The organism is Curtobacterium sp. MEB011, from assembly GCF_030209655.1.
Lineage (GTDB): Bacteria > Actinomycetota > Actinomycetes > Actinomycetales > Microbacteriaceae > Curtobacterium > Curtobacterium poinsettiae.
Genome location: NZ_JARVRN010000010.1, coordinates 25,327 through 45,219, shown reverse-complemented (window position 1 = coordinate 45,219; position 19,893 = coordinate 25,327). Strand labels below are relative to the sequence as shown.

At 70.3% G+C, this 19,893-nt stretch carries 20 protein-coding genes; 5 read left to right on the top strand and 15 right to left on the bottom strand.

What is annotated here, in order from left to right:
- Positions 1 to 65 precede the first annotated feature (65 nt).
- The 9 genes from QRN30_RS13045 to QRN30_RS13005 form a co-directional block, all read right to left on the bottom strand.
- Complete coding sequence (locus QRN30_RS13045; protein WP_194590063.1) at positions 66 to 1,028, bottom strand: aldo/keto reductase; 963 nt, start codon at positions 1,026 to 1,028, stop codon at positions 66 to 68.
- Positions 1,025 to 1,369, bottom strand: coding sequence for an L-rhamnose mutarotase (locus QRN30_RS13040; RefSeq protein ID WP_140449395.1), 345 nt, complete (start codon positions 1,367 to 1,369; stop codon positions 1,025 to 1,027). The genes QRN30_RS13045 and QRN30_RS13040 overlap by 4 nt, the downstream gene beginning before the upstream one ends.
- Positions 1,369 to 2,694, bottom strand: coding sequence for an alpha-L-fucosidase (locus QRN30_RS13035; protein ID WP_140449396.1), 1,326 nt, complete (start codon positions 2,692 to 2,694; stop codon positions 1,369 to 1,371). Before QRN30_RS13035 ends, QRN30_RS13040 begins: the two co-directional genes overlap by 1 nt.
- Positions 2,695 to 2,743: 49 nt before the next feature.
- Positions 2,744 to 3,634 carry a carbohydrate ABC transporter permease gene (locus QRN30_RS13030; protein ID WP_017888015.1) on the bottom strand — a complete coding sequence of 297 codons (891 nt, stop codon included), beginning with the start codon at positions 3,632 to 3,634 and terminating at the stop codon, positions 2,744 to 2,746.
- Entirely contained in the window at positions 3,627 to 4,601 is a 975-nt protein-coding gene (locus QRN30_RS13025; protein WP_214531965.1) for a carbohydrate ABC transporter permease, read from the bottom strand. Before QRN30_RS13025 ends, QRN30_RS13030 begins: the two co-directional genes overlap by 8 nt.
- 108 nt (positions 4,602 to 4,709) lie before the next feature.
- The gene (locus tag QRN30_RS13020) at positions 4,710 to 5,945 is read right to left on the bottom strand and encodes an ABC transporter substrate-binding protein (RefSeq protein ID WP_259494304.1); all 1,236 of its coding nucleotides are present in this window, start codon (positions 5,943 to 5,945) and stop codon (positions 4,710 to 4,712) included.
- A 48-nt stretch (positions 5,946 to 5,993) separates the two neighbouring features.
- Positions 5,994 to 7,331 carry an enolase C-terminal domain-like protein gene (locus QRN30_RS13015; RefSeq protein WP_214584832.1) on the bottom strand — a complete coding sequence of 446 codons (1,338 nt, stop codon included), beginning with the start codon at positions 7,329 to 7,331 and terminating at the stop codon, positions 5,994 to 5,996.
- 242 nt (positions 7,332 to 7,573) lie between these two features.
- Positions 7,574 to 8,167 carry a TetR/AcrR family transcriptional regulator gene (locus tag QRN30_RS13010; protein WP_140449397.1) on the bottom strand — a complete coding sequence of 198 codons (594 nt, stop codon included), beginning with the start codon at positions 8,165 to 8,167 and terminating at the stop codon, positions 7,574 to 7,576.
- Positions 8,168 to 8,244: 77 nt separating this feature from the next.
- A complete protein-coding gene (locus tag QRN30_RS13005; RefSeq protein WP_214584831.1) occupies positions 8,245 to 10,305 on the bottom strand; it encodes an MDR family MFS transporter in 2,061 nt (686 codons plus the stop codon).
- A 169-nt stretch (positions 10,306 to 10,474) separates the two neighbouring features.
- Here QRN30_RS13005 and QRN30_RS13000 point away from each other — a divergent pair, with 169 nt between their 5' ends.
- Together QRN30_RS13000 and QRN30_RS12995 are read left to right on the top strand one after the other, a co-directional pair.
- Positions 10,475 to 11,425: a phosphotransferase gene (locus tag QRN30_RS13000; RefSeq protein ID WP_259494310.1), complete on the top strand. Its 951-nt coding sequence runs from the start codon at positions 10,475 to 10,477 to the stop codon at positions 11,423 to 11,425.
- Between the two features lie 72 nt (positions 11,426 to 11,497).
- Positions 11,498 to 11,911 (top strand): hypothetical protein, encoded by a 414-nt coding sequence (locus tag QRN30_RS12995; RefSeq protein WP_017888022.1) that lies wholly within the window; start codon positions 11,498 to 11,500, stop codon positions 11,909 to 11,911.
- 33 nt (positions 11,912 to 11,944) lie between these two features.
- Here the strand turns inward: QRN30_RS12995 and QRN30_RS12990 are convergent, their stop codons facing one another.
- The 5 genes from QRN30_RS12990 to argG all read right to left on the bottom strand — a co-directional run bounded on the left by QRN30_RS12990 (position 11,945) and on the right by argG (position 17,175).
- The gene (locus QRN30_RS12990) at positions 11,945 to 13,402 is read right to left on the bottom strand and encodes an SPFH domain-containing protein (protein ID WP_017888023.1); all 1,458 of its coding nucleotides are present in this window, start codon (positions 13,400 to 13,402) and stop codon (positions 11,945 to 11,947) included.
- A gap of 178 nt (positions 13,403 to 13,580) precedes the next feature.
- Entirely contained in the window at positions 13,581 to 14,408 is an 828-nt protein-coding gene (gene nadE, locus QRN30_RS12985) for an NAD(+) synthase (protein ID WP_031260204.1), read from the bottom strand.
- 245 nt (positions 14,409 to 14,653) lie between these two features.
- Positions 14,654 to 15,265, bottom strand: a complete 612-nt coding sequence (locus tag QRN30_RS12980) for a copper resistance CopC family protein (protein WP_056071756.1) — start codon at positions 15,263 to 15,265, stop codon at positions 14,654 to 14,656.
- A 41-nt stretch (positions 15,266 to 15,306) separates the two neighbouring features.
- Positions 15,307 to 15,474, bottom strand: a complete 168-nt coding sequence (locus QRN30_RS12975; protein WP_017888026.1) for a hypothetical protein — start codon at positions 15,472 to 15,474, stop codon at positions 15,307 to 15,309.
- 258 nt (positions 15,475 to 15,732) lie between these two features.
- Positions 15,733 to 17,175 carry an argininosuccinate synthase gene (argG, locus tag QRN30_RS12970; RefSeq protein WP_042540079.1) on the bottom strand — a complete coding sequence of 481 codons (1,443 nt, stop codon included), beginning with the start codon at positions 17,173 to 17,175 and terminating at the stop codon, positions 15,733 to 15,735.
- A gap of 111 nt (positions 17,176 to 17,286) precedes the next feature.
- Here argG and QRN30_RS12965 point away from each other — a divergent pair, with 111 nt between their 5' ends.
- The 3 genes from QRN30_RS12965 to QRN30_RS12955 are packed head-to-tail and all read left to right on the top strand — an operon-like array spanning position 17,287 to position 19,237.
- Positions 17,287 to 17,841 (top strand): RNA polymerase sigma factor, encoded by a 555-nt coding sequence (locus QRN30_RS12965; RefSeq protein WP_284761190.1) that lies wholly within the window; start codon positions 17,287 to 17,289, stop codon positions 17,839 to 17,841.
- Positions 17,838 to 18,740, top strand: a complete 903-nt coding sequence (locus QRN30_RS12960) for a hypothetical protein (RefSeq protein WP_284761189.1) — start codon at positions 17,838 to 17,840, stop codon at positions 18,738 to 18,740. Before QRN30_RS12965 ends, QRN30_RS12960 begins: the two co-directional genes overlap by 4 nt.
- A 44-nt stretch (positions 18,741 to 18,784) precedes the next feature.
- Positions 18,785 to 19,237 carry an HTH domain-containing protein gene (locus QRN30_RS12955; RefSeq protein ID WP_284761188.1) on the top strand — a complete coding sequence of 151 codons (453 nt, stop codon included), beginning with the start codon at positions 18,785 to 18,787 and terminating at the stop codon, positions 19,235 to 19,237.
- A 344-nt stretch (positions 19,238 to 19,581) separates the two neighbouring features.
- Here QRN30_RS12955 and QRN30_RS12950 read toward each other — a convergent pair whose 3' ends face one another.
- Positions 19,582 to 19,890 (bottom strand): hypothetical protein, encoded by a 309-nt coding sequence (locus tag QRN30_RS12950; RefSeq protein WP_042540086.1) that lies wholly within the window; start codon positions 19,888 to 19,890, stop codon positions 19,582 to 19,584.
- Positions 19,891 to 19,893: the final 3 nt, after the last annotated feature.

Genomic DNA, 19,893 nt, shown 5'->3' with positions numbered 1-19,893 from the left:
GCGCACGACGAAAGGCACCCCGAACCGCGCAACCGCGTGGGCGGGGTGCCTTCGTCGTGCGTGGGTCAGGTGTCGAGCAGGCCCGCAGCACGCAGGCCGTCCCAGAGCGCCTCGGGCACGACGACGGCGGCCCGGGCGACGTTCGAGCGCACCTGGTCGGCGGACTGCACGCCGAGGGCGATCGCGGCGACCGCCGGGGCCCGCCGTGGGAACGCCAGCGCGGCCTCGGGCAGGGTGACCCCGTGGCGGTCGCACACGTCGGCGATGGCGTTCGCCCGCGCGAGCAACCGCGCGGGCGCCTCGGCGTAGTCGTAGGTCACGCCGGCCGCGGGGCGCTCCTGCCCGAGCAGCCCCGAGTTGTAGACGCCGACCGCGACGACCGCGACGCCCAGCGCCGCGCACCGGTCGACGAGCGCCGCCGCCGGTTGCTCGAGCAGCGTGTACCGGCCGGCGAGCATGACGACGTCGCAGAGCCCGGTGTCGACGGCCGCCGACAGCGCCTCGACGGAGTTCGACCCGACGCCGACCGCCCGCACGACGCCCTCGTCGCGGAGCTCGGCGAGGGTCGGCAGCGCCTGGGTCAGGCCGTCGGTGAGCGAGTAGACGTCCGGGTCGTGCAGGTAGGCGACGTCGACGTGGTCGAGCCCGAGCCGGCCGAGCGAGTCGTCGAGCGAGCGCCGCACGCCCGAGGGCGACGGGTCCCACTGCCGCACGGTGTCGTCCGGCACCGCAAAGCCCCCGGACGCCAGGTCGTCGCCGTCGCCGCGCCCCGGCACGAGCACCCGCCCGACCTTCGTCGACACGAGGAACTCCTGCCGGGGGCGTCCGGCGAGCGCCACCCCGAGCCGTCGTTCGGACAATCCGAGGCCGTAGTGCGGAGCGGTGTCGAACCCGCGCACCCCGGCGTCCCAGGCGGCGTCGACCGTGTCGCGGGCGTCGTCGTCGGAGACCGGACGGAGCAGGTTGCCGATGCCGGCCCCACCGAACCAGAACGGCCCACGCTCCAGGTGGAGGGCGAGGTCCGTCACGGGGCCACCTGGTCCGCGCCGTCCACCTGGTCCGCCAGCGACCAGACCCGCGGGACCCCGTCGTCGTCGCCCGAGTAGTCGTCGGCCGCCTGGAGCAGCGGGTTGATCGTCTCCTGCCACTCGGCGTTGACCGGGTCGTCGGCGAGCGCCCGGCGCATCGCGCGGTGGTCCTCGACCTCGATCAGGTGGACCAGGTCGAGCCCGTCCCGCCAGATCGTCCAGTCGTGCACGCCGACCTCGCGCAGTCGTGCCGCGAGCGCGGGCGGGACCGAGGCGTGCACGGTGTCGTACGCCGCCTCGTTCCCGGCCCGCAGTCGCGTCCGCGTCAGGATCCGCTGCATCAGTCGCGCAGGAACAGCTCGACGACGGGGACGGCGACGTCGGGTCGCACGATGGGCAGCGTCAGGGTGAGGGTGCCGGCGGGCTGGCCGCCGAGCCCGGTGTTCTGCGCTCGGGTGCCCGGCGGGATCTCGCGGAAGTGGATCTCCGACGCGTCGTTGAGCAGCTGCGCGTACGCCACCTTGCCCGCCAGGTCTGGCAGGTGCACGTGCTCGAACGGCCAGGCGAACAGGTGCAGGTACAGGCGGTTCCCGCTCTGCGTGTAGACGGTGTTCCGCGGGGCGACGAACTTCGCGGGTCCGGCGCCGTACACCGAGCGGGCGTGCTGGTGCATCCACGTCCCGATGCCCTCGAGCGTCCGGCGGGAGACCCCGTCGAACTCTCCGCGACCGGTCGGCCCGATGTTGAGCAGCATGTTCCCGTTGTTCGAGACGCCGTCGACGAGCATGCGGACGAGCAGGTCGACCGGCTTCAGGTTGAGGTTGTCGCGGTCGTAACCCCACGAGCCGTTCAACGTCTGGCAGGCCTCCCACGGCACCGGGACCCCGCCGACCTCCATCGGCTTGTCGGGCTGGTACTGCTCCGGGGTGACCAGGTCACCGGGGATGTCGAGCCGGTCGTTGACGATGATGCCCGGTTGCAGGCGCTTCGTCAGCGCCATGAGTTCCTCGGAGCCCCACTCGTCGCGACCCTTGCCGCCCCAGATGTCCTCGTGGTCGTTGTCCCGGTACGAGAAGTCGTAGAACAGGTAGTCGATCTGCCCGTAGTCGGTGAGCAGCTCCTCGATCTGACCGTGGAGGTACTCGCGGTAGCGGGACATGTCGCGGCCCTCGTTGAACGCCTCGATCTCCTCCGCCGAGTCGTCGCGCCGGGGGTGCACGCCGTCGACGGTGAAGTCCGGGTGGTGCCAGTCGATGAGCGAGTGGTAGAAACCGACCCGCAGCCCCTCGGCACGGACGGCGTCGACGAACTCCCGAACGATGTCCCGGCCGAAGGGGGTGTTCGTGGACTTGTAGTCGGTGAGTGCGGTGTCCCACAGGCAGAAGCCCTCGTGGTGCTTCGTGGTGAGGACGACGTACTTCATCCCCGCCGCGCGCGCACGGCGGGCCCAGTCGGCGGCGTCGAACAGGTCCGGGTCGAAGTGGTCGAAGTACTTCTGGTAGTCGGCGTCGGTGATCCGTTCGTGGTTCTTCACCCACTCGTGCCGTGCCGGCAGGGCGTAGAGCCCCCAGTGGATGAACATGCCGAACCGGTCGTGGGAGAACCACGCGGGGAACCCCGCGAGATCGGTCGCGGTCTGCGGCTCGGCAGGTGCGGTGATGGTCATGAGGCCAGTGTTCCTTTCAGTGGAGGACGAGGGAAGACGTTCGGCGGCGTCACCGGCCGCCGAGACCGCTGGTGACGATCCCCTTGACCAGGTGCTTCTGGAGCAGGATCAGCAGGATCACGGTGGGCAGCATCGAGATCACCGACGCCGCCATCACGAGGTTCCACTCGGAGCCCTGCTGCCCGAAGAACTGCTGCAGGCCGAGCGGGATGGTGCCACGGGCCTCGACGTCGTTGACGATGACGAGCGGCCAGAGGAACGAGTTCCAGTACGCGATGAACGAGAACACGGCGAGGACCGCCATCGTCGGCCGGGCGAGCGGGAGCATCACCGAGCAGAACGTCCGGATCGCTCCGGCACCGTCCACCCGGGCGGCGTCGTCGAGCTCCTGCGGCACGGTGAGGAAGAACTGCCGCACCAGGAACGCGCCGAGCGCCGTGAACGCCCACGGGATGATGAGCGCCTGGAACGTGTCGACCCACCCGAAGCCCTGCATCATCACGTACATCGGGATGACGAGGACGTCCTGCGGGATCATCAGCGTCGCGAGGAACAGGACGAACACCGTGTTCCGGCCGCGCCACCGCAGCCGTGAGAACGCGTAGCCGGACAGCACCGCGACGGCGACGTTGATCGCCGTGCCGGCCGCGGCGACGAACACGCCGTTCAGGATGAACCGGGCGAACGGCAGGTAGGTGAACGCCTGCGCGTAGTTGCCCCACTCGATGGACGAGCCCCACAGAGTCGGCGGGGTCGTGAACACGTCGGCCGACGGCTTCAGGCTCGTCGCCACCATGTAGATGAGCGGCGAGACGAACAGCAGGGCCACCAGGCACAGCAGCACGTACCCGACCGCGTGGCGCACCCTGCCGGCCTGCCGGTGCGTGCGGGGCAGCGCCCGCGGGTTGATCGTCCGGTTGGACGAGGTCAGCTCACTCATAGTGCACCCACCGCTTCTGTCCGAGGAACTGGACGGCCGTGATGCCGAGGATGATGACGAACAGCACCCATGCCCCGGCCGATGCGAGCCCGAGCTGCTGGGTCTGGAACCCGGTGTTGTAGATGTACTGCACCAGGGTCTCGGTCGCGGTGCCGGGACCGCCCTTCGTCAGGACGAACGGCTGCACGAACACCTGGAACGAGGTGATCAGGGTCATCATCGTCGCGAAGAAGATCGACGGCGAGATGAGCGGGAACTTGATCCGCCAGAACATCTGCCAGGCGTTCGCCCCGTCGAGCTGGGCAGCCTCGATCTGGTTCTCCGGCACCGAGTCGAGCGCCGCCGAGAAGATCAGCATGTTGTAGCCGAACCCCTGCCAGACGCTCATCGCGACGACGGCGAGCATCGCCCAGTGGTCGTCCGCCAGGAAGTTCGGGGCGTGCACGCCGACGGTCGACTGCAGCGTCGCGTCGATGGCGCCGCCCGGCTGGTACAGCATCCGCCAGACGACGACGTTCGCGACGATCGGCGTGATCGTCGGGATGAAGAACAGCACGCGGAAGACGTGCCGGTGCCGGATCTTCGGGGTGAGCCAGGCCGCGAGTCCGAGGGACACGACCAGGTTGAGCGGCACGTAGAGCACGACGAACAGCACCGTGTTGAGCGTGACCGTCCGGAAGATCGGGTCGGAGAACAGCTGCGCGTAGTTCGACAGGCCGGCCCACGAGCGTTGGCCGAGCATCGGCCAGTTCATGAAGCTCACGACGAGCGACGCCAGGATCGGGAACGCCGTGAACACGACGAGGCCGATCGAGTGCGGTGCGGCGAACGCCGCGCCCCACCACGAGCGGCGGCCGAGCTCGGCGTCGGCGCCGCCGGTCTTCCGGCGGGGCGCCGCGCCGGTCGCGACCGCGACCGCGGGGGCGGGCAGCGCCGCCTCGGCGGGTGGGTCCTGGATGGTGGTCATGCGACGACCTCCTCGTCGTTCGCGCGGTCCTGAACAGGGTGGGGATCGGACGGGAGGCCCGTGGCGGGGCCGTGGCGGGCCTCCCCGTCCGTCAGGGGGTGACGCCCGTCACTGCGAGCCGAGCTGGCTCGCGATGGACGACATCGTGTCCTTGCCGGAGGTCTGTCCGTTCACCGCCTGCAGGGCGTACTGCGCGAAGAGCTGGTTGAGCTGGTCGCTCTGCTTGTTGCCGGGCAGCGGGGTGGCGTTCTCGAGCCCCGTCTTCAGGGCGTCCTCGACCCCGTCGATGCCGGCGTTGTCGTACCAGGCCTGCTGCGCCGCGGTGCGTGCCGGGAAGGCGCGACCCTGCTCGGCGAGCGAGGTGAGCGTGGACTCGTTCGTCATCGTCGTGATGGCCTTGAACGCCTGCTCGGGGTACTTGCACTGCTTCGAGATGCCGAAGCCCGACCCGGCGGCGAACGAGCTGGGTCCGTCCGTGCCCGAGGGGATCGTCGTGATGCCGAGGTCGAACTGCACCTTGGCCTTCTGGCTGATGATCGACCACGGGCCGTCGCTGTACATCGCGACGTCACCGGACACGAACGCGTTGTCGTCGGTGGAGCCGTCGGTGCTCGCCTGCGTGGCGTAGCCGTCCTTGACCAGGCTGCCGATCCAGTCGAGCCCCTCGGCGAACTTCGTGTTCGAGGCGTCGAGCGTGCCGTCGGCCCCGATGACCCGACCGCCGTTGTAGCCGAGGATCATCGACTCGAGGGGGATGTCCTCGACGCTCGTGCCCCAGATCGGCGTGCCGGCGGCCTTGAGTTGCTTCGCGGCGTCCTCGAACTCGTCGACCGTCCAGCCCGGCTTCGGCTCGGCGACGCCCGCCTTGTCGAAGATGTCCTTGTTGTAGAACATGACCATGGGGCCGGTGTCGTACGGCAGCCCGTAGAGCTTGCCGTCGACCTTCATGCCGTCGAGCCCCGTCTGGTCGTACTCGCTCAGGTCGAGGTCGGCCTGCTTCGCCATGTCGTCGATCGGCACGAGCACGTCCGTGTAGTTCGCGGCGCGGAGCGACTGGATGCTCACGATGCACGGGGCGGTGCCGGTCGACAGCTGCGTGCGGAGCTTCGTCCAGTAGTCGTTGAACGGGGAGCCCTGGATCGACACGTCCACGTCGTCATCGGTCTTGACGGTGTCGGCGACCTTCTGCCACGCGGCCTTGTCCTCCTTCCCGGCGATCCACATGGCCCAGGTGAGGGAGTCCTTCGACTGGCCGTCGCTGGCGTTGCTGCCAGCGGAACAGCCGGTGAGCACGAGCACGGCAGCTGCTGCTGCCGCCAGCCCGGCGGTACGTCGTCGTTGCATCGGTGTCTCCACTTCGTCGTGGTGATGGGGTGTGCGGGGAGGGGGGAGTCAGGCGACCCGGACGGCGTCCGGGACGTGCGCTGCGTCGGACTCGGCCCAGACCGGGCCGTCCGGGAACGCGTGGGTGGTCAGGGTGTCGGCGAGCAGCTCGGTGCCGGCGCCGGGCGCGGTCGGCGGCCAGTAGCGGCCGTCGTGGACGTCGACCGGGGTCACGAAGTGCTCGTGCAGGTGGTCGACGAACTCGATGCACCGGGTGTCGAGGTCGCCGGTCAGGGCGACCGCGTCGAACATCGACAGGTGCTGCACCGCCTCGCACAGGCCGACACCGCCGGCGTGCGGGCAGACACGGACGCCGTGCTTCGCGGCGAGGAGCAGGATCGCCAGGTTCTCGTTCACCCCGGCGACCCGGGTGGCGTCGATCTGCAGCACCGACATCGACCCGGCCTGGATCAGCTGCTTCGCGATCACGCGGTTCGCCATGTGCTCCCCCGTCGCGACCGGGATCGGGGCGATGCGCCGGGCGATCTCGGCGTGGGCCAGGATGTCGTCCGGGCTCGTGGGCTCCTCGACCCACGCGATGTCGAAGGGGCGGAGCCGGTCGATCCACGCCACGGCCTCGTCGACGTCCCAGCGCTGGTTGGCGTCGATCGCGATCCGGACGTCCGCGCCGACGGTGGCGCGGGCGATGCCCATCCGTCGGACGTCCTCGTCCACGTCGCCGCCGACCTTGAGCTTGATCTGGGTGAACCCGTCGTCCACGGCTTCGCGGCACAGCCGCGCGAGCTTCTCGTCGTCGTAGCCGAGCCAGCCCGGGGTCGTCGTGTAGGCGCGGTAGCCCTCGCGCTCCAGACGGGCACGGCGTTCGGCACGCAGCGGTTCGGCGGCGCGGAACAGCTCGAGCGCCTCGGCCGGGGTGATCGCGTCGGTCAGGTACCGGAAGTCGACCAGGTCGACGAGTTCCTCGGGGCGCAGGTCGGCGAGCAGGGCCCAGAGCGGCTGCCCCGCACGTTTCGCCCGCAGGTCCCACAGGGCGTTCACCACGGCGCCGATCGCCATGTGCATGACGCCCTTCTCCGGGCCGAGCCACCGCAGCTGCGAGTCGTGCACCATCGCGCGCCAGGTGCCGCCCATGTCGGCCAGGACCGCCTCGGCATCGGCGCCGACGACGTGCCCGCGGAGCGCCGCGATCGCCGACTCCTGCACCTCGTTGCCGCGGCCGATGGTGAAGACGAAGCCGGTGCCGACCAGGCCGTCGAGCGCGTCGGTGGTGATCTCGACGTAGGCGGCGGAGTAGTCGGGAGCGGGGTTCATGGCGTCGGACCCGTCGTGCTCTCGCGAGGTCGGGAACCGGATGTCGTGCACGTGCAGACCGGTGATGCGGCTCATCTGTGTCTCCTGCCGTCCGGTCTCCGTCGACCGAACGGTGCAATCAAAACATCCGATGTCTTGCGCGTCAAGAGCCGTGTTCGTGCCGTTTCGGCGAAAGTCATCCCGCAACCGTCCGATGACTGCGCATGCGGCGGTCTGGACGCACCAACGGCCTGGAGGCGCGGTGCGGGTCGGTCCCGCACCGCGCCTCCAGGCCGTTCTCGCCCCCCGCGCCGGGGGCGACGCGATGGTCGCGCCGGTCAGGCGGAGGCGAGCCGCCCCATCTCGGCGACGACCGCACGCAGCCGCGCCGCGAGCTCGTCGCGCGAACCGTCCGCCGACCGGTGGGCCGACTCGATCACGGCGGCCATCACCAGCGTGGTCGCGGTCCGCGCGGTGTCCTCGCCGACCCGCTCGGCAGCGACCGTCAGGACCGTCTGCCGGGCGTGCGCCATCCACTGCATCATCGCCGGGACCATCTCCGGCCGGGCCCGGACGAGCTCCTTCATGCGCCGACGGTCCTGTGGCAGGGTGACCGTCTGCGCGACGAGCTCGCAGAGGTCCGACACCAGCGGACCCGCGGAACCGAGGAACACTGCGCGCGCCGCGTCCGGGACCATCGTCGCCGGCAACCCGAGGGCCGCCTCGGCCTTCGACGGGAAGTAGTTGAAGAACGTCCGCGGGGAGACCCCGGCGTCCGCGCAGATCTGCTCCACCGTCACCCCGGCGAGCCCCCGATCGGTGACCAGGGCGAGTGCCGACCGGTGGATGGCGGACCGGGTCTGCTGCTTCTTGCGTTCCCGCAGGCCGCAGTCGCTCGCGACGAGGTCCTCGGTGGTGGTGGTCTGGTGCACGTGCTGCGCTCCGTCCTGCTCTCGGGTCCGTGCGACGCCGGGCCTCCGCGTCGTGTGACGAGGAGGCCCGGCGGGGTTCAGTCCTTGGACCGACCGCCCTGGACCGGGATCGAACCGGTGACCGGGGCGGTGGGCGAGCCCATCGTGTCCGCGGCCCGCACGGCCTGCGCTTCGAGGTCGTCGGCGGTGCCGGCGTCGTCCGCCTGCTCCTGCAGGGCCGAGCTCTTGCGGAGCGGCGGCGCCTTGAAGAAGAAGCTCAGGACGAACGCGAGCAGGATCACCGAGAAACCGACCCAGTAGACGGTCACGGCCGAGGCGTTGAACCCCGACATGAACGGCCGGGTCAGGGCCGGGTCCGCACCGTTGAGGTAGGACGTGTCGCTCGTCTCGGCGTTCGAGTCCTTCGAGTCGTTCGCGCCCTTGTCGATCTGCTTCGACAGCTCCGGGGCGAGCTGGTCCACCCAGTAGGTGCGCTGCGACGAGTCGGACCAGTCGACGACGAGTCGGCCGTCCTGCACGCTGGCGTGCGCCTTGTCGGCGGCTGCGGTGAGCGCCTGCTGCCGCACCGCATCGGGAGCACCGGCGGTGGCCGCGATCACCTGGTCGGTGGCGGTGTCGAGCCCGGACTGCACCTGCTGCTGGAGCGGGGTGACGATCGGGTTCCAGATCTGGTCCATGACACCCTGGTTCGCCTTGGCGCTCGCGACCGTCGGGTCGAGCGCCGCGCTGAGGGCGGGCTTCAGGTTCGACTGGTCCGCCGTGGCGTGCAGGATGTTCGTCGGCATGAGCGAGAACAAGACGGACAGCAGCACGGCGGTGCCGAGCGTGCCACCGATCTGGCGGAAGAACGTGGCGGACGACGTCGCGACACCCATGTCCCGCGGCTGCACCGCGTTCTGCGACGCCAGGGTGATGCTCTGCATGAGCTGGCCGAGCCCGAGACCGATCAGGAACATGCCGATCATCAGGAACCACAGCGGCTTGTCGATCGTCATGAACGTCAGGACGACGTAGCCGAGCGACACCAGCGCCGTCCCGATGACCGGGAAGATCCGGTATCGGCCGGTGCGGGCCACGATCTGACCCGAAGCGATCGAGGCGATCATCAGGCCACCGATCATCGGCAGCGTGGCGAACCCGGACTCCGTCGGCGTCAGACCGGTGACGATCTGCAGGTAGAGCGGGATGGTGAGCATCGCACCGAACATCGCGAAGCCGACCAGGAAGCCCAGGACGGTCGCCATCGAGAACGTGGCCGAGCGGAAGAGCTTGAGCGGGATGATCGCGTCGTCCTGCATGCGGGTCTCGATCACCAGGAAGGCGACGAGGCCGAGCGCGCCGATGCCGTAGCAGGCCAGCGCACTCGCCGAACCCCAGCCCCACGTGCGACCCTGCTCCGCGACGAGGAGCAGCGGTGCCAGCGTGACGATGACCGAGGTCGCGCCCCACCAGTCGATGCGCGGCTTCGCCCTGGCCTCGCCGAACTTCGGCAGGTGCAGGAACGCGATCACCATGAGCAGCGCCGCGACGCCGATCGGCACGTTGATCAGGAACACCCAGCGCCAGCCGGTGATGCCGACGATCGAGCTCGCACCGGCGAACAGTCCGCCGATGAGCGGGCCGATGACGGACGAGATGCCGAAGACCGCCAGGAAGTAGCCCTGGTACTTCGCACGCTCACGGGGCGCGAGGATGTCGCCCATGATCGCCAGCGGCAGCGACATCAGCGCACCGGCACCGATGCCCTGGAACGCGCGGAAGGCGGCCAGCATGGTCATCGACGTCGACAGGGTCGAGAGCAGCGACCCGAGGATGAAGACCGCGATGCCGAAGATGTAGAGCGGGCGACGACCGAAGACGTCGGAGAGCTTGCCGTAGATGGGCGTGGTGATGGTCGACGCGATCAGGTAGGCGGTCGTGACCCAGGCCTGCTGGTCGAGGCCGTGCAGGTCGTCGCCGATCGTGCGGATCGCGGTGCCGACGATGGTCTGGTCGAGCGAGGACAGGAACATGCCCGCCATCAGGCCGTAGATGACGAGCAGGATCTGGCGGTGCGACATGATCGGCTTGCCCGGCGTGCTCGCCGGGGAGTCCTGTCGTCCGCGCGACACCTCGACGGGTGCGGTGGCAGTGGACATGCGGTGTTCCTCACAGGGGGTGTGGCGTGGTGGTCGTCGGCCTGGTCGGGACCCCGAAGCAGGATCAACCTTGCAGGCTCTGCAACTTTACACCCCGAGCACCTTTGCCGCCAACGCAAAGTTGCCGAGCGTGCACGTTTGTGTACGGGTTCTCAGGTAGCGTCGGGTCATGGGGCGAACCACCTGGACCGACGTACCGACGACGCTGCGGCAGCAGGTGGAAGGGGTACTGGGCGGGCCCGTCGTGACCGCCCAGTCGCAGGCGAGCGGGTGGTCCCCCGGCAGCGCCGACCGCGTGACGACCGGGGCCGGACGACGCGCCTTCGTGAAGACCGTGTCGCGCTCGCGCAACGAAGCGGCCTTCGAGCTGCACCGGCGCGAGGCCACGGTCATGGCGCAGCTGCCGACCACCGTGCAGGCGCCGCGACTGCTCGACGCACTGCACACCACAGTCGACGGCGACGACTGGGTCGCGCTCGTGCTCGACGACGTCGCGGGACAGCACCCGGGCAGCCACCTCGACGGTTCGGACACGACGGCCGTACTCGACGCGCTCGACACCCTGCCGCTCGCGACCGGCGCCCTGGCGGCACTCCCCCGCATCGCCGAGGACCTGCGCGACGAGTTCGGGGCCTGGGACCGGATGCTGACCGACGACGCGACCGCCGCCCGCGTCGCCGAGGTCGTGCCGCCGCACGTGCTCGACGCCGGCCCCGCGATCGCCCGTGCGGCATCGCAGGCGGCCGCGCTCGTCGACGGCGAGCACCTCGTGCACGCCGACTGCCGAGCGGACAACCTGCTCGTCGACGGCGGCGGGCTCGTCTGGGTGGTCGACTGGCCCTGGGCGAGCGTGGGTGCGCACTGGCTCGACCCACTGACCTACCTGCTCGACACCCTCGTGCGTGGTGAGGACGCCGACGTCGAGCACCACCTCGCCACGCACCCGGTGTTCGCCGAGGTTCCGGCCGACACGATCGACGCCGTGCTGGCCGGGCTCGCCGGGCTGTTCTTCGAGCACGCCCTGCCGCCGGCGCCACCGAACATGCCCACGATCCGCGACTTCCAGCGGCGCGAGGGCGTGGCGGCCGCCGAGTGGCTGCTCCGCCGCTGGGCCGACTGACGGCTCGTCCGCGGACGCCGGGGGACGCATCTGTCCAGGGAGCGCAGCGCGCCGGAGCGTACGGTCCACCGCATGACTGACGAGCACCGCACCCCGCGCCCCGAAGACGACGCCGCGCGCCTCGGTCTCGTCGTCGTCGGCGAGGCAGCAGCCCTGCAGTCCGGCGACGAAGCGGCGTTGGACGCGAGCGAGCAGAACATCCGCGACACGATCGACGAGCTGGTCGACGAGCCCCTGACGCAGCGGCAGGAAGAGGTCGTCGAGCGACTCGCCGCGGCCGGTGGGACCCTGACCGCTGGGCTCAGCGGCGCCCTCGCCGCACAGAGCGGACGCAGCGTCGACGACGTGCTCGAGGGCGCCGCTCGCAGTGTCGTCTGGCAGCAGCGGCTGGCCGACCAGCGCGAGGACGCCGGGTCGCAGCAGCGTGAGGACGCCGGTGGGCAGCAGCGCGACCAACAGGACGAGAACGGGCGCGGCGAGGGCTGACCCCCGACGCGCCCGCCGAACGGGTCCGCTCGGTTACTCGACCGGTTCGGCCTGCGGCGCCGCCTGCTCGCGCACGACGGCTCGGGCGGCTGCCTGCCCCGTCGTGGTGCTCTTCACGATGTCGCTCAGGGTGAACCCGGCGGTGGCACCGAGCAGCGCATCGACCTCGCTGAACTGGCTGACGACGCTCTTCGACAGTGCGCCGGCGCCGTCGGAGGACACCACGGTGAGCGTGTCGATGTTGCTCATCGGAGCAGCGAGCTCGCGGGCGATGCTCGGCAGTGTCTCGATCGCCTTGACCCGCAGGACGGCCTCGGAGTGCTGTGCGAGCGCGTCGGCCTGCGCCTTGGTCGCATCGGCCTCGGCCTGACCCTTCGCACGGATCGCGTCGGCGGCGGCTTCACCCTCGGCGCGTGAGGCGTCGGCGGCGAGCTTGCGGGCATCCGCCTCGGCCTTCGCCTCGGCCGCGACGGCCTCGGCGGAGATCCGGCGGGCCTCGGCCTGGGCGCGTGCGGTCTCGACCTGGGCACCGGCAGCGGCTTCGGCCTCGACGCGGGTCTTGCGAGCCTGGGCCTCGGCGACGGCGGAGACCTCGGACTCGAGCTCGGCACGGCGCAGTTCGGCACGCTTCTGCGCGGTGATCTGCTCCTGCTCGACGACGCCCTGGGACGCACGCGCCTGGGCGAGCGGGCCGGCGGCAGCGGCTTCGGCGGACGCACGGTCGGCGTCGAGCTGCAGCGCGGCACGACGGATGGCCAGGGTGTTCTCGGCCTCGGCGATCGCCTGGTCGGCGGTCGCGCGGGCTTCCCGCGCTTCACGGTCGGCCTGGGCCTCGGCGTTCTCGGCCTCGAGTCGCACGCGTGCACGCTCGGCACGACCGAGGTCACTGATGTACTCGTTGCGGTCCGAGATGCCCTTGATCTCGAACGAGTCGACGTCGAGCCCCTGGCTGTGCAGGGCGTCCTTCGCGACGTCGAGCACGGCGACGGTGAGCTGGTCGCGCTTGCGGATGATGGTCGACACGTCGGTCGCACCGATCGAGGCGCGGAGCGAACCGGACAGGACCTCGCGCGCGAAGTCGTCGATCTTCTTCTCCTGCCCGAGGAACCGCTGCGCGGCAGCCCGGATCGAGGCGTCGGTCTCGCCGACCTTGACGAGCGCGACCGCTTCGACGTCGATGGTGACCCCTCGGGAGTCCTGCGCGTTGACGTTGATGTCGATCGCGCGCGAGCTGAGCGACAGCTTCGCGACCTTCTCGAAGAAGGGTCGGACGAGCACGCCGGCGCCGAGCACGACCTTGATACCGGACTCGACGGTCTCGGTGCCGTCGTCGTTCTTGACCTTGCGCGAGCGCTTGCCGGTGATGATGAGCGCTTCGTCGGCGCCGGCGTTGCGGTACACGACCTTGGCGTAGATCAGCGCGATCACGGCGAGGACGATGATCCCCACGATGACCAGCGGGATGGCTCCGAGCGCGAACAGGACGTCCATGTTTCCCCCCTTGCGGACCAGGTACCAGCCTGGATTCCGCATCTGTTGTTCCGTTGGCTCCCATCCTAGGAGCGCCGGCGGACAGCGGGGGGCGCGCAGGGAAGTGTCGGGGACGACAGACGGGAGGCGCGGTGCAGGATCACCTGCACCGCGCCTCCCGGCCGTGTCGCGTCAGCGCCTACGCGCCCGCACGCCACCAGTCGTCGAAGGGCGTCGCCGGCACCTGCCGCTTGTGCTCCGTCGCGCGGTAGCGCGACTCGATCGCCTCGGCGACCTCGATCGGCACGTCGTGCCCCTGCAGGTAGGCGTCGATCTCGGCGTAGGACAGCCCCAGGTTCGCCTCGTCGGTCTGCCCGGGCGTCTCGTCGAGCAGGTCCGCGGTGGGGGCCTTCTCGTACAGACGGGCGGGTGCGCCGAGGTGCTCGAGCAGCTGCCGCCCCTGGCTCTTCGACAGCCCGGTGAGCGGGGTGAGGTCGACGCCGCCGTCACCGTACTTGGTGAAGAAGCCCGTGACGGCCTCGGCCGCGTGGTCCGTGCCGACCACCAGCAGGCCACGCTGCCCGGCGACCGCGTACTGGGCGACCATGCGCATGCGGGCCTTGACGTTGCCCTTCACGAAGTCGCTCAGCTCGACGCCGGAGGCCGCGGTGTCCTCGACGACCCCGTCGACCCCGTGCTCGATGTTCACGGTGATGCCCGGGTCGGCCGCGATGAACTGCAGGGCGAGCTGGGCGTCGTCCTCGTCGGCCTGCACCCGGTAGGGCATGCGGACGGTCGTGAACTCGGCCGGGTGCCCCTCAGCACGGAGCGACTCGACCGCGAGCTGGGTCAGGCGGCCGGCCAGAGTGGAGTCCTGCCCGCCGCTGATGGCGAGGAGGTACCCCTTCGCCCCGGTCGTCAGCAGGTAGTCACGCAGGAACCCGACACGACGGGCGACCTCCTGCTCCGGGTCGATGGTCGGCTGGACGTTGAGGTCCGCTGCGATGGCGGCTTGGAGTTCACGCACCACCCCAGTATCACGCCGATCGGCCCGGATGGACCGGATCGATCGACAGTTCGATGCCACGCGATGGTGCTGTCGATCGCGCAGAGGTGTTGTTCGTCCCGATCGTGTTCCGCACCGCGCCGGCGCCGCACTCGAGGCCACTCCCGTGGCGCACGCGGTCGCGCCGCGTGCGCTTCGTGCGCAGGAACGGTCGGGTGCGCGCCTGCGACCCGACCGTTCCTGCTCACGAAGTGAGGTGCGCCGCGCTACGAGCTGCGCTCGGCGCTGCGCCCACGGCGCAGCAGCAGCACGACGACAGCACCGGCCACCAGGACCGTGCCGGCGCCGAGGGCGACCCACACGCCGGGCGCGATGCCCGGTGACGACGACGGCGCTCCGTCGGACGCCCCGGTGGCCGTCGCGGTGGCGCTCGGTGTGGGCGCGGTGCTCGCCGTCGGGGTCGGAGCACCGGTCGCGCTCGGGGTCGGAACAGCAGCTGCAGCCCGGTAGTCGAACGCGAGCGTGCCCTCGATCGGGTGGCCGTCCGGCGACACGTACCGCCAGAGCACCGTGTAGTTGCCCCGGTCGAGATCGACCGCGCGGCGCATGGTCGTGCCGGAGACGGTCACGTCACCCGTGGCGACGTCCGTGCCGGCAGCATCCGTCACCTGGATCCGGAGCCCGGCGTCGAGGCCGGCGAGCGGCGCCTCGGAGAAGGTCAGGTCGACGGTCTGCAGCGGTTCGGTGACGACCGCCCCGTCCGCCGGGGTACTGCTCGTCAGGGCCGAGTGGGCAGACGCGGGCTGGACGCCGACGAGCGTCAGCAGTCCCGCCGCGACGATCGCCAGTGCCGCCGCAGTGGTTCGGGCTGTACGCATGCGCAGACTCTACCGACGGTCGAGCGGCAATCCGCTGCGGGTCAGAGCTGCTCGCCGAGGAAGTCTGCGTACGTCGGCTCGTAGCGCGCGTCGCCGGCGCCGACGAGCTGGTGGCCGGTTCCTTCGAGGCGCTCGGCAACGAGGGCGGCGAGTTCTTCCGGGGACCGGAGCCCGTGGCGGTGCCAGATGTTCTGCAAGTTGGCGGCCATGATGACCAGCCCTTCGTCGAGATGATGCGCATCTCGGATCCGTCCGGGTCGACCCGCTGTGCCAGACCCCACAGATCGTGAGGAGCATCGTGACGACGAGTCCCTGATGACTGACCCGGTACCGCAACGATACGGTCGCGTCCCACCGCCGTCGAGGCGGATGCGCTTCGCGGCTGACGACGGACGGGAGGCCCGGTGCCAGCTGGCACCGGGCCTCCAGTCGTCAGGGGGTCGCGCCCAGGGCGCGGGTCCGCTCGATCAGTCGGTGCCGGAGTCGAAGGCGGCGCCTTCGGAGGCCAGGTCGGTGCGACGGCCCATCGCGTCCTCGGCGTCGGAGGCGACGATCGCGCCACCGAGGATCTCCTCGGCCTCGCCCGCTTCGAGCTCGCCGACGAGCTCGGCCGTCGCGCCACCGATGAGGCCGGCGGCGGCGTACTGCTCGAGTCGCGATCGGGAGTCCGCGATGTCGAGGTTGCGCATCGTGAGCTGGCCGATGCGGTCGTCCGGCCCGAACGCGGCGTCGCCGACGCGCTCCATCGACAGCTTGTCCGGGTGGTACGACAGCGCCGGGCCCGTGGTGTCGAGGATCGTGTAGTCGTCGCCGCGACGCAGACGCAGCGTGACCTCGCCGGTGACGGCGGAGGCGACCCAGCGCTGCAGCGACTCACGGAGCATCAGGGACTGCGGGTCGAGCCAGCGGCCTTCGTACATCAGGCGACCGAGACGGCGACCTTCGTTGTGGTACGAGGCGACCGTGTCCTCGTTGTGGATCGCGTTGAGCAGGCGCTCGTAGGCGATGTGCAGCAGCGCCATGCCCGGCGCCTCGTAGATGCCGCGGCTCTTCGCCTCGATGATGCGGTTCTCGATCTGGTCGGACGCACCCAGGCCGTGGCGGCCACCGATGGCGTTCGCCTCGTAGACCAGGGCGACCGCGTCGGTGTACTCGACGCCGTTGATCGCGACGGGGCGACCGGCCTCGAACCGGACGCTGACGATCTCGGTCGCGACCTCGACGTCGTCACGCCAGGCGGCGACACCCATGATCGGCTCGACGATGTCCAGGCCGCTGGACAGCTCTTCGAGGCTCTTCGCCTCGTGCGTCGCGCCCCAGATGTTCGCGTCGGTCGAGTACGCCTTCTCGGTGGAGTCGCGGTACGGGAACCCACGGGCGACGAGCCACTCGCTCATCTCCTTGCGGCCGCCGAGCTCCTCGACGAACTCGGAGTCGAGCCACGGCTTGTAGACGCGCAGGCGCGGGTTGGCCATCAGGCCGTAGCGGTAGAACCGCTCGATGTCGTTGCCCTTGTAGGTGGAGCCGTCGCCCCAGATGTCGACGCCGTCTTCCTTCATGGCGCGGACGAGCATCGTGCCCGTCACCGCGCGACCGAGCGGCGTCGTGTTGAAGTACGTCTTGCCGCCGGAGCGGATGTGGAACGCACCGGTCTGCAGTGCGACCAGGCCTTCTTCGACCAGGGCGCTCTTCGCGTCGACCAGTCGGGCGATCTCGGCGCCGTACTCGTGGGCGCGGCTCGGGACGGCGTCGATGTCCGGCTCGTCGTACTGGCCGATGTCGGCCGTGTACGTGCAGGGGATCGCTCCCTTCTCGCGCATCCAGGCAACGGCGCAGGAGGTGTCGAGACCCCCTGAGAACGCGATGCCGACTCGTTCGCCGACGGGGAGACTGCTCAGGACCTTGGACACGGGGTCAATCGTACGGGGCCAGCGGGGTCGACTACCGTCCGGGGCGACGGTTGTGGAGAACTGGTCGGGCAGAACCAGGAACCGATCCGGGGCGACCGGACAATACAGAGCATGAACCAGATCACGGGGGACCGGTCCGACTGGGCCCTGGGCGTCGCCGGGGACGGCCGTGCGGTCGGTCGGCTCTTCGACCGGCACGCGGCGCGACTGCGTCGTCACGTCCGAGCGCTCGTCCCGACGCCGGACGACGCCGACGACGTGGTCGCCGTGGTGTTCCTCGAAGCCTGGCGGAAGCGGGACCACATCCGTTTCGTCGACGACTCGATGCTGCCGTGGCTCCTCGTCACGGCGACCAACACGGCGCACAACCTGACGCGGTCCTCTCGGCGCCACCGCTCGTTCCTCGGCAGGTTCCCGGTCGACGACCCGGCACCCGACCCAGCGGACTCCTTCACCGACGCAGAGGCCGTGACCGCACTCCGTGGTCTCCCGATCGCGGACCAGCGCGTCCTGTCCCTCTGCGTGCTCGAGGGGCTGAGCGAGCGTGAGGCCGCGACCGTCCTCGGCGTCCCGCCCGGCACCGTCAAGTCCCGGCTCCACCGTGCGAAGGCGCGGCTCCACAAGCAGTACTCGGCGACAGCGGAACCCCTCGGAGGCACACTGTGAACCACGACCAGATCTCCCCCCGGCTCGCGGCGATGCGCGACGCACTCGTCGCAGAGGTCGACGCGACCAGCGCCACCGGAGCGCCGTTCCGTCGACGTCGCCGACCGACCCGCGGCACGGTCCTCACGATCGCGGCCGCGTTCCTGGCGGGATCGGCCGTCACGGGCGGGATCACCGCGGCTGCCCTCCCGTCGAACGACCCGGATGCCGCGCTGGAGAGCACCCTTGCGACCTCGACGCGCTACATGGTCGAGGACGTCAACCACGCCACGATCCTCGGGACTCCGGCCTTCGCGGCCACGCAGGGCGATGGTTCGTTCTCGCTCGGTGCCCGCCCCGCGGACGCCGACCGTGTGACGCTCACGTGGAAGTGCCTCGACCCGGCGACCTTCACCGTGGCCGTCGACGGGACGACCGTCGACGGGCCGACCCGCTGCACGCCCGGCGCGACCGGTGCGCATTGGAGCCTGTCCCCTGCGACCGGTTCCGGACGTGCGTCGGTGACCGTCTCCGTGATGGGCGGCGGCTCCGCCCGCTACGCCGTCTGGGCCTCGTGGGCCGAGTCCGCGCCGATCGCGGATCCGTCTGCCCAGCAGCGAGCCGAGATCCGCGACGGCCGGATCACCCTCGACGAGTACCGCGCCGCGTTCAACCGGCTCGAGGCCTGCCTGACGCAGGCGGGACACCCGATGGACGACGTGCCCCTCCTCTGGTTCGCGAACGGGTCCTGGACGAGCCGACCCGTCGGCACGGGCCCCTGGTACCTGTACTCGACGCCGACCGAGGGCCTCGAGGTGTTCGACACCCAGTGCTACCCGCGGGAGTTCGGCCAGGTCGACGCGCTCTGGCAGGCGGAACACCCCGTGCCGGAGGACCCGCCGGCCCAGCCCGCTGGATGATGCACCATGGTGCGGAGAGTCCTGCGACCGATGAAGGGAACGAGATGACTGCCGAGGCCCTCGACGTCCGGGCGGAACTCCGCGCGCTGATCGAGCACCGTTCCGTCGCGCTCGAGGCGATCGCGCAGATGACCGGGATCTCGGAGTCCACGCTCTCCGCGTACCTGGCCGGGCCAGGGACCGAGCACCAGGGTCTGACCGCCCTCGGGACCGGGCTGACTCCCGACGAATCGCAGCGGCTCGCCGTCTTCGCAGCCATGCTGGCCGCGGCTGGGAGCGTGCCCGACGATGACCGCGTCCGGGGCATGCTCGAGGGTCTCACGCAGGTCTCCGGGCTGACGGTGGCGAACATCGCGTGGCTCACCGGGATCGCGGAGTCCGACCTCGATGCGTTCTCGGAGGACCCGACCGGGGTGAGCGACGCCGTGAAGTACGCGATCGCGACCCGGACCTCGTACCTCGTGAACGCCGTCAACCTCGCGACGTCGAGACACTGAGCGACACCGACGCGCGCCAGGAACTCGAACCGCTTCGATCTGGTGCCCCTGGAGGGACTCGAACCCCCAGCCGTTTCCTGAGGACGCGGGGCTCCCGACGATTCCCGGAACTACCCAAACATCCGTGCAGTGTGCGGTGAAGTACCTTCCAGTACAGCTCTAGACCAAGCCTCCTCTGAGGCAGGAGAAGCAGGAGCCCGGTGTGGGCTCGCGCTGCTCTTCTGCTCCTACTGCCGCGGTTCAGATGACCTCGTCGCGGTGGACGGGCTGTCCGTAGTACCACCGGCCACGAACGACCCGCTCACGCCGCCGTGATCTTTCGCCGCTGCCACCACCGTGCCTGCTTACGGTGGAAGGTTCGCAATGTCGGCGCCCGTCCGCAGCGAATCTTCGAAGAGCTGCTGACCCCGGGCGCCGACATCAATGCTGTTCGCGCCACCGAGCGCAGCGACGGTCACGCCGGTGGTGGTGCGTGCCCGCCAGCCCCGGGGGAGGAAACCGATGCGATCGTCGAAACGATGGACGCCTTCACTGTCGGTGGGGATACCGTTGATTGCGTCGTTTCCGTCGTGGTTGCCGGGCACCACGAGAAGCTGCACGTGACGAATCTCAAGGTGCGCGGACAGCCCGTGCGAGACGACGGCACGGGTCACCGG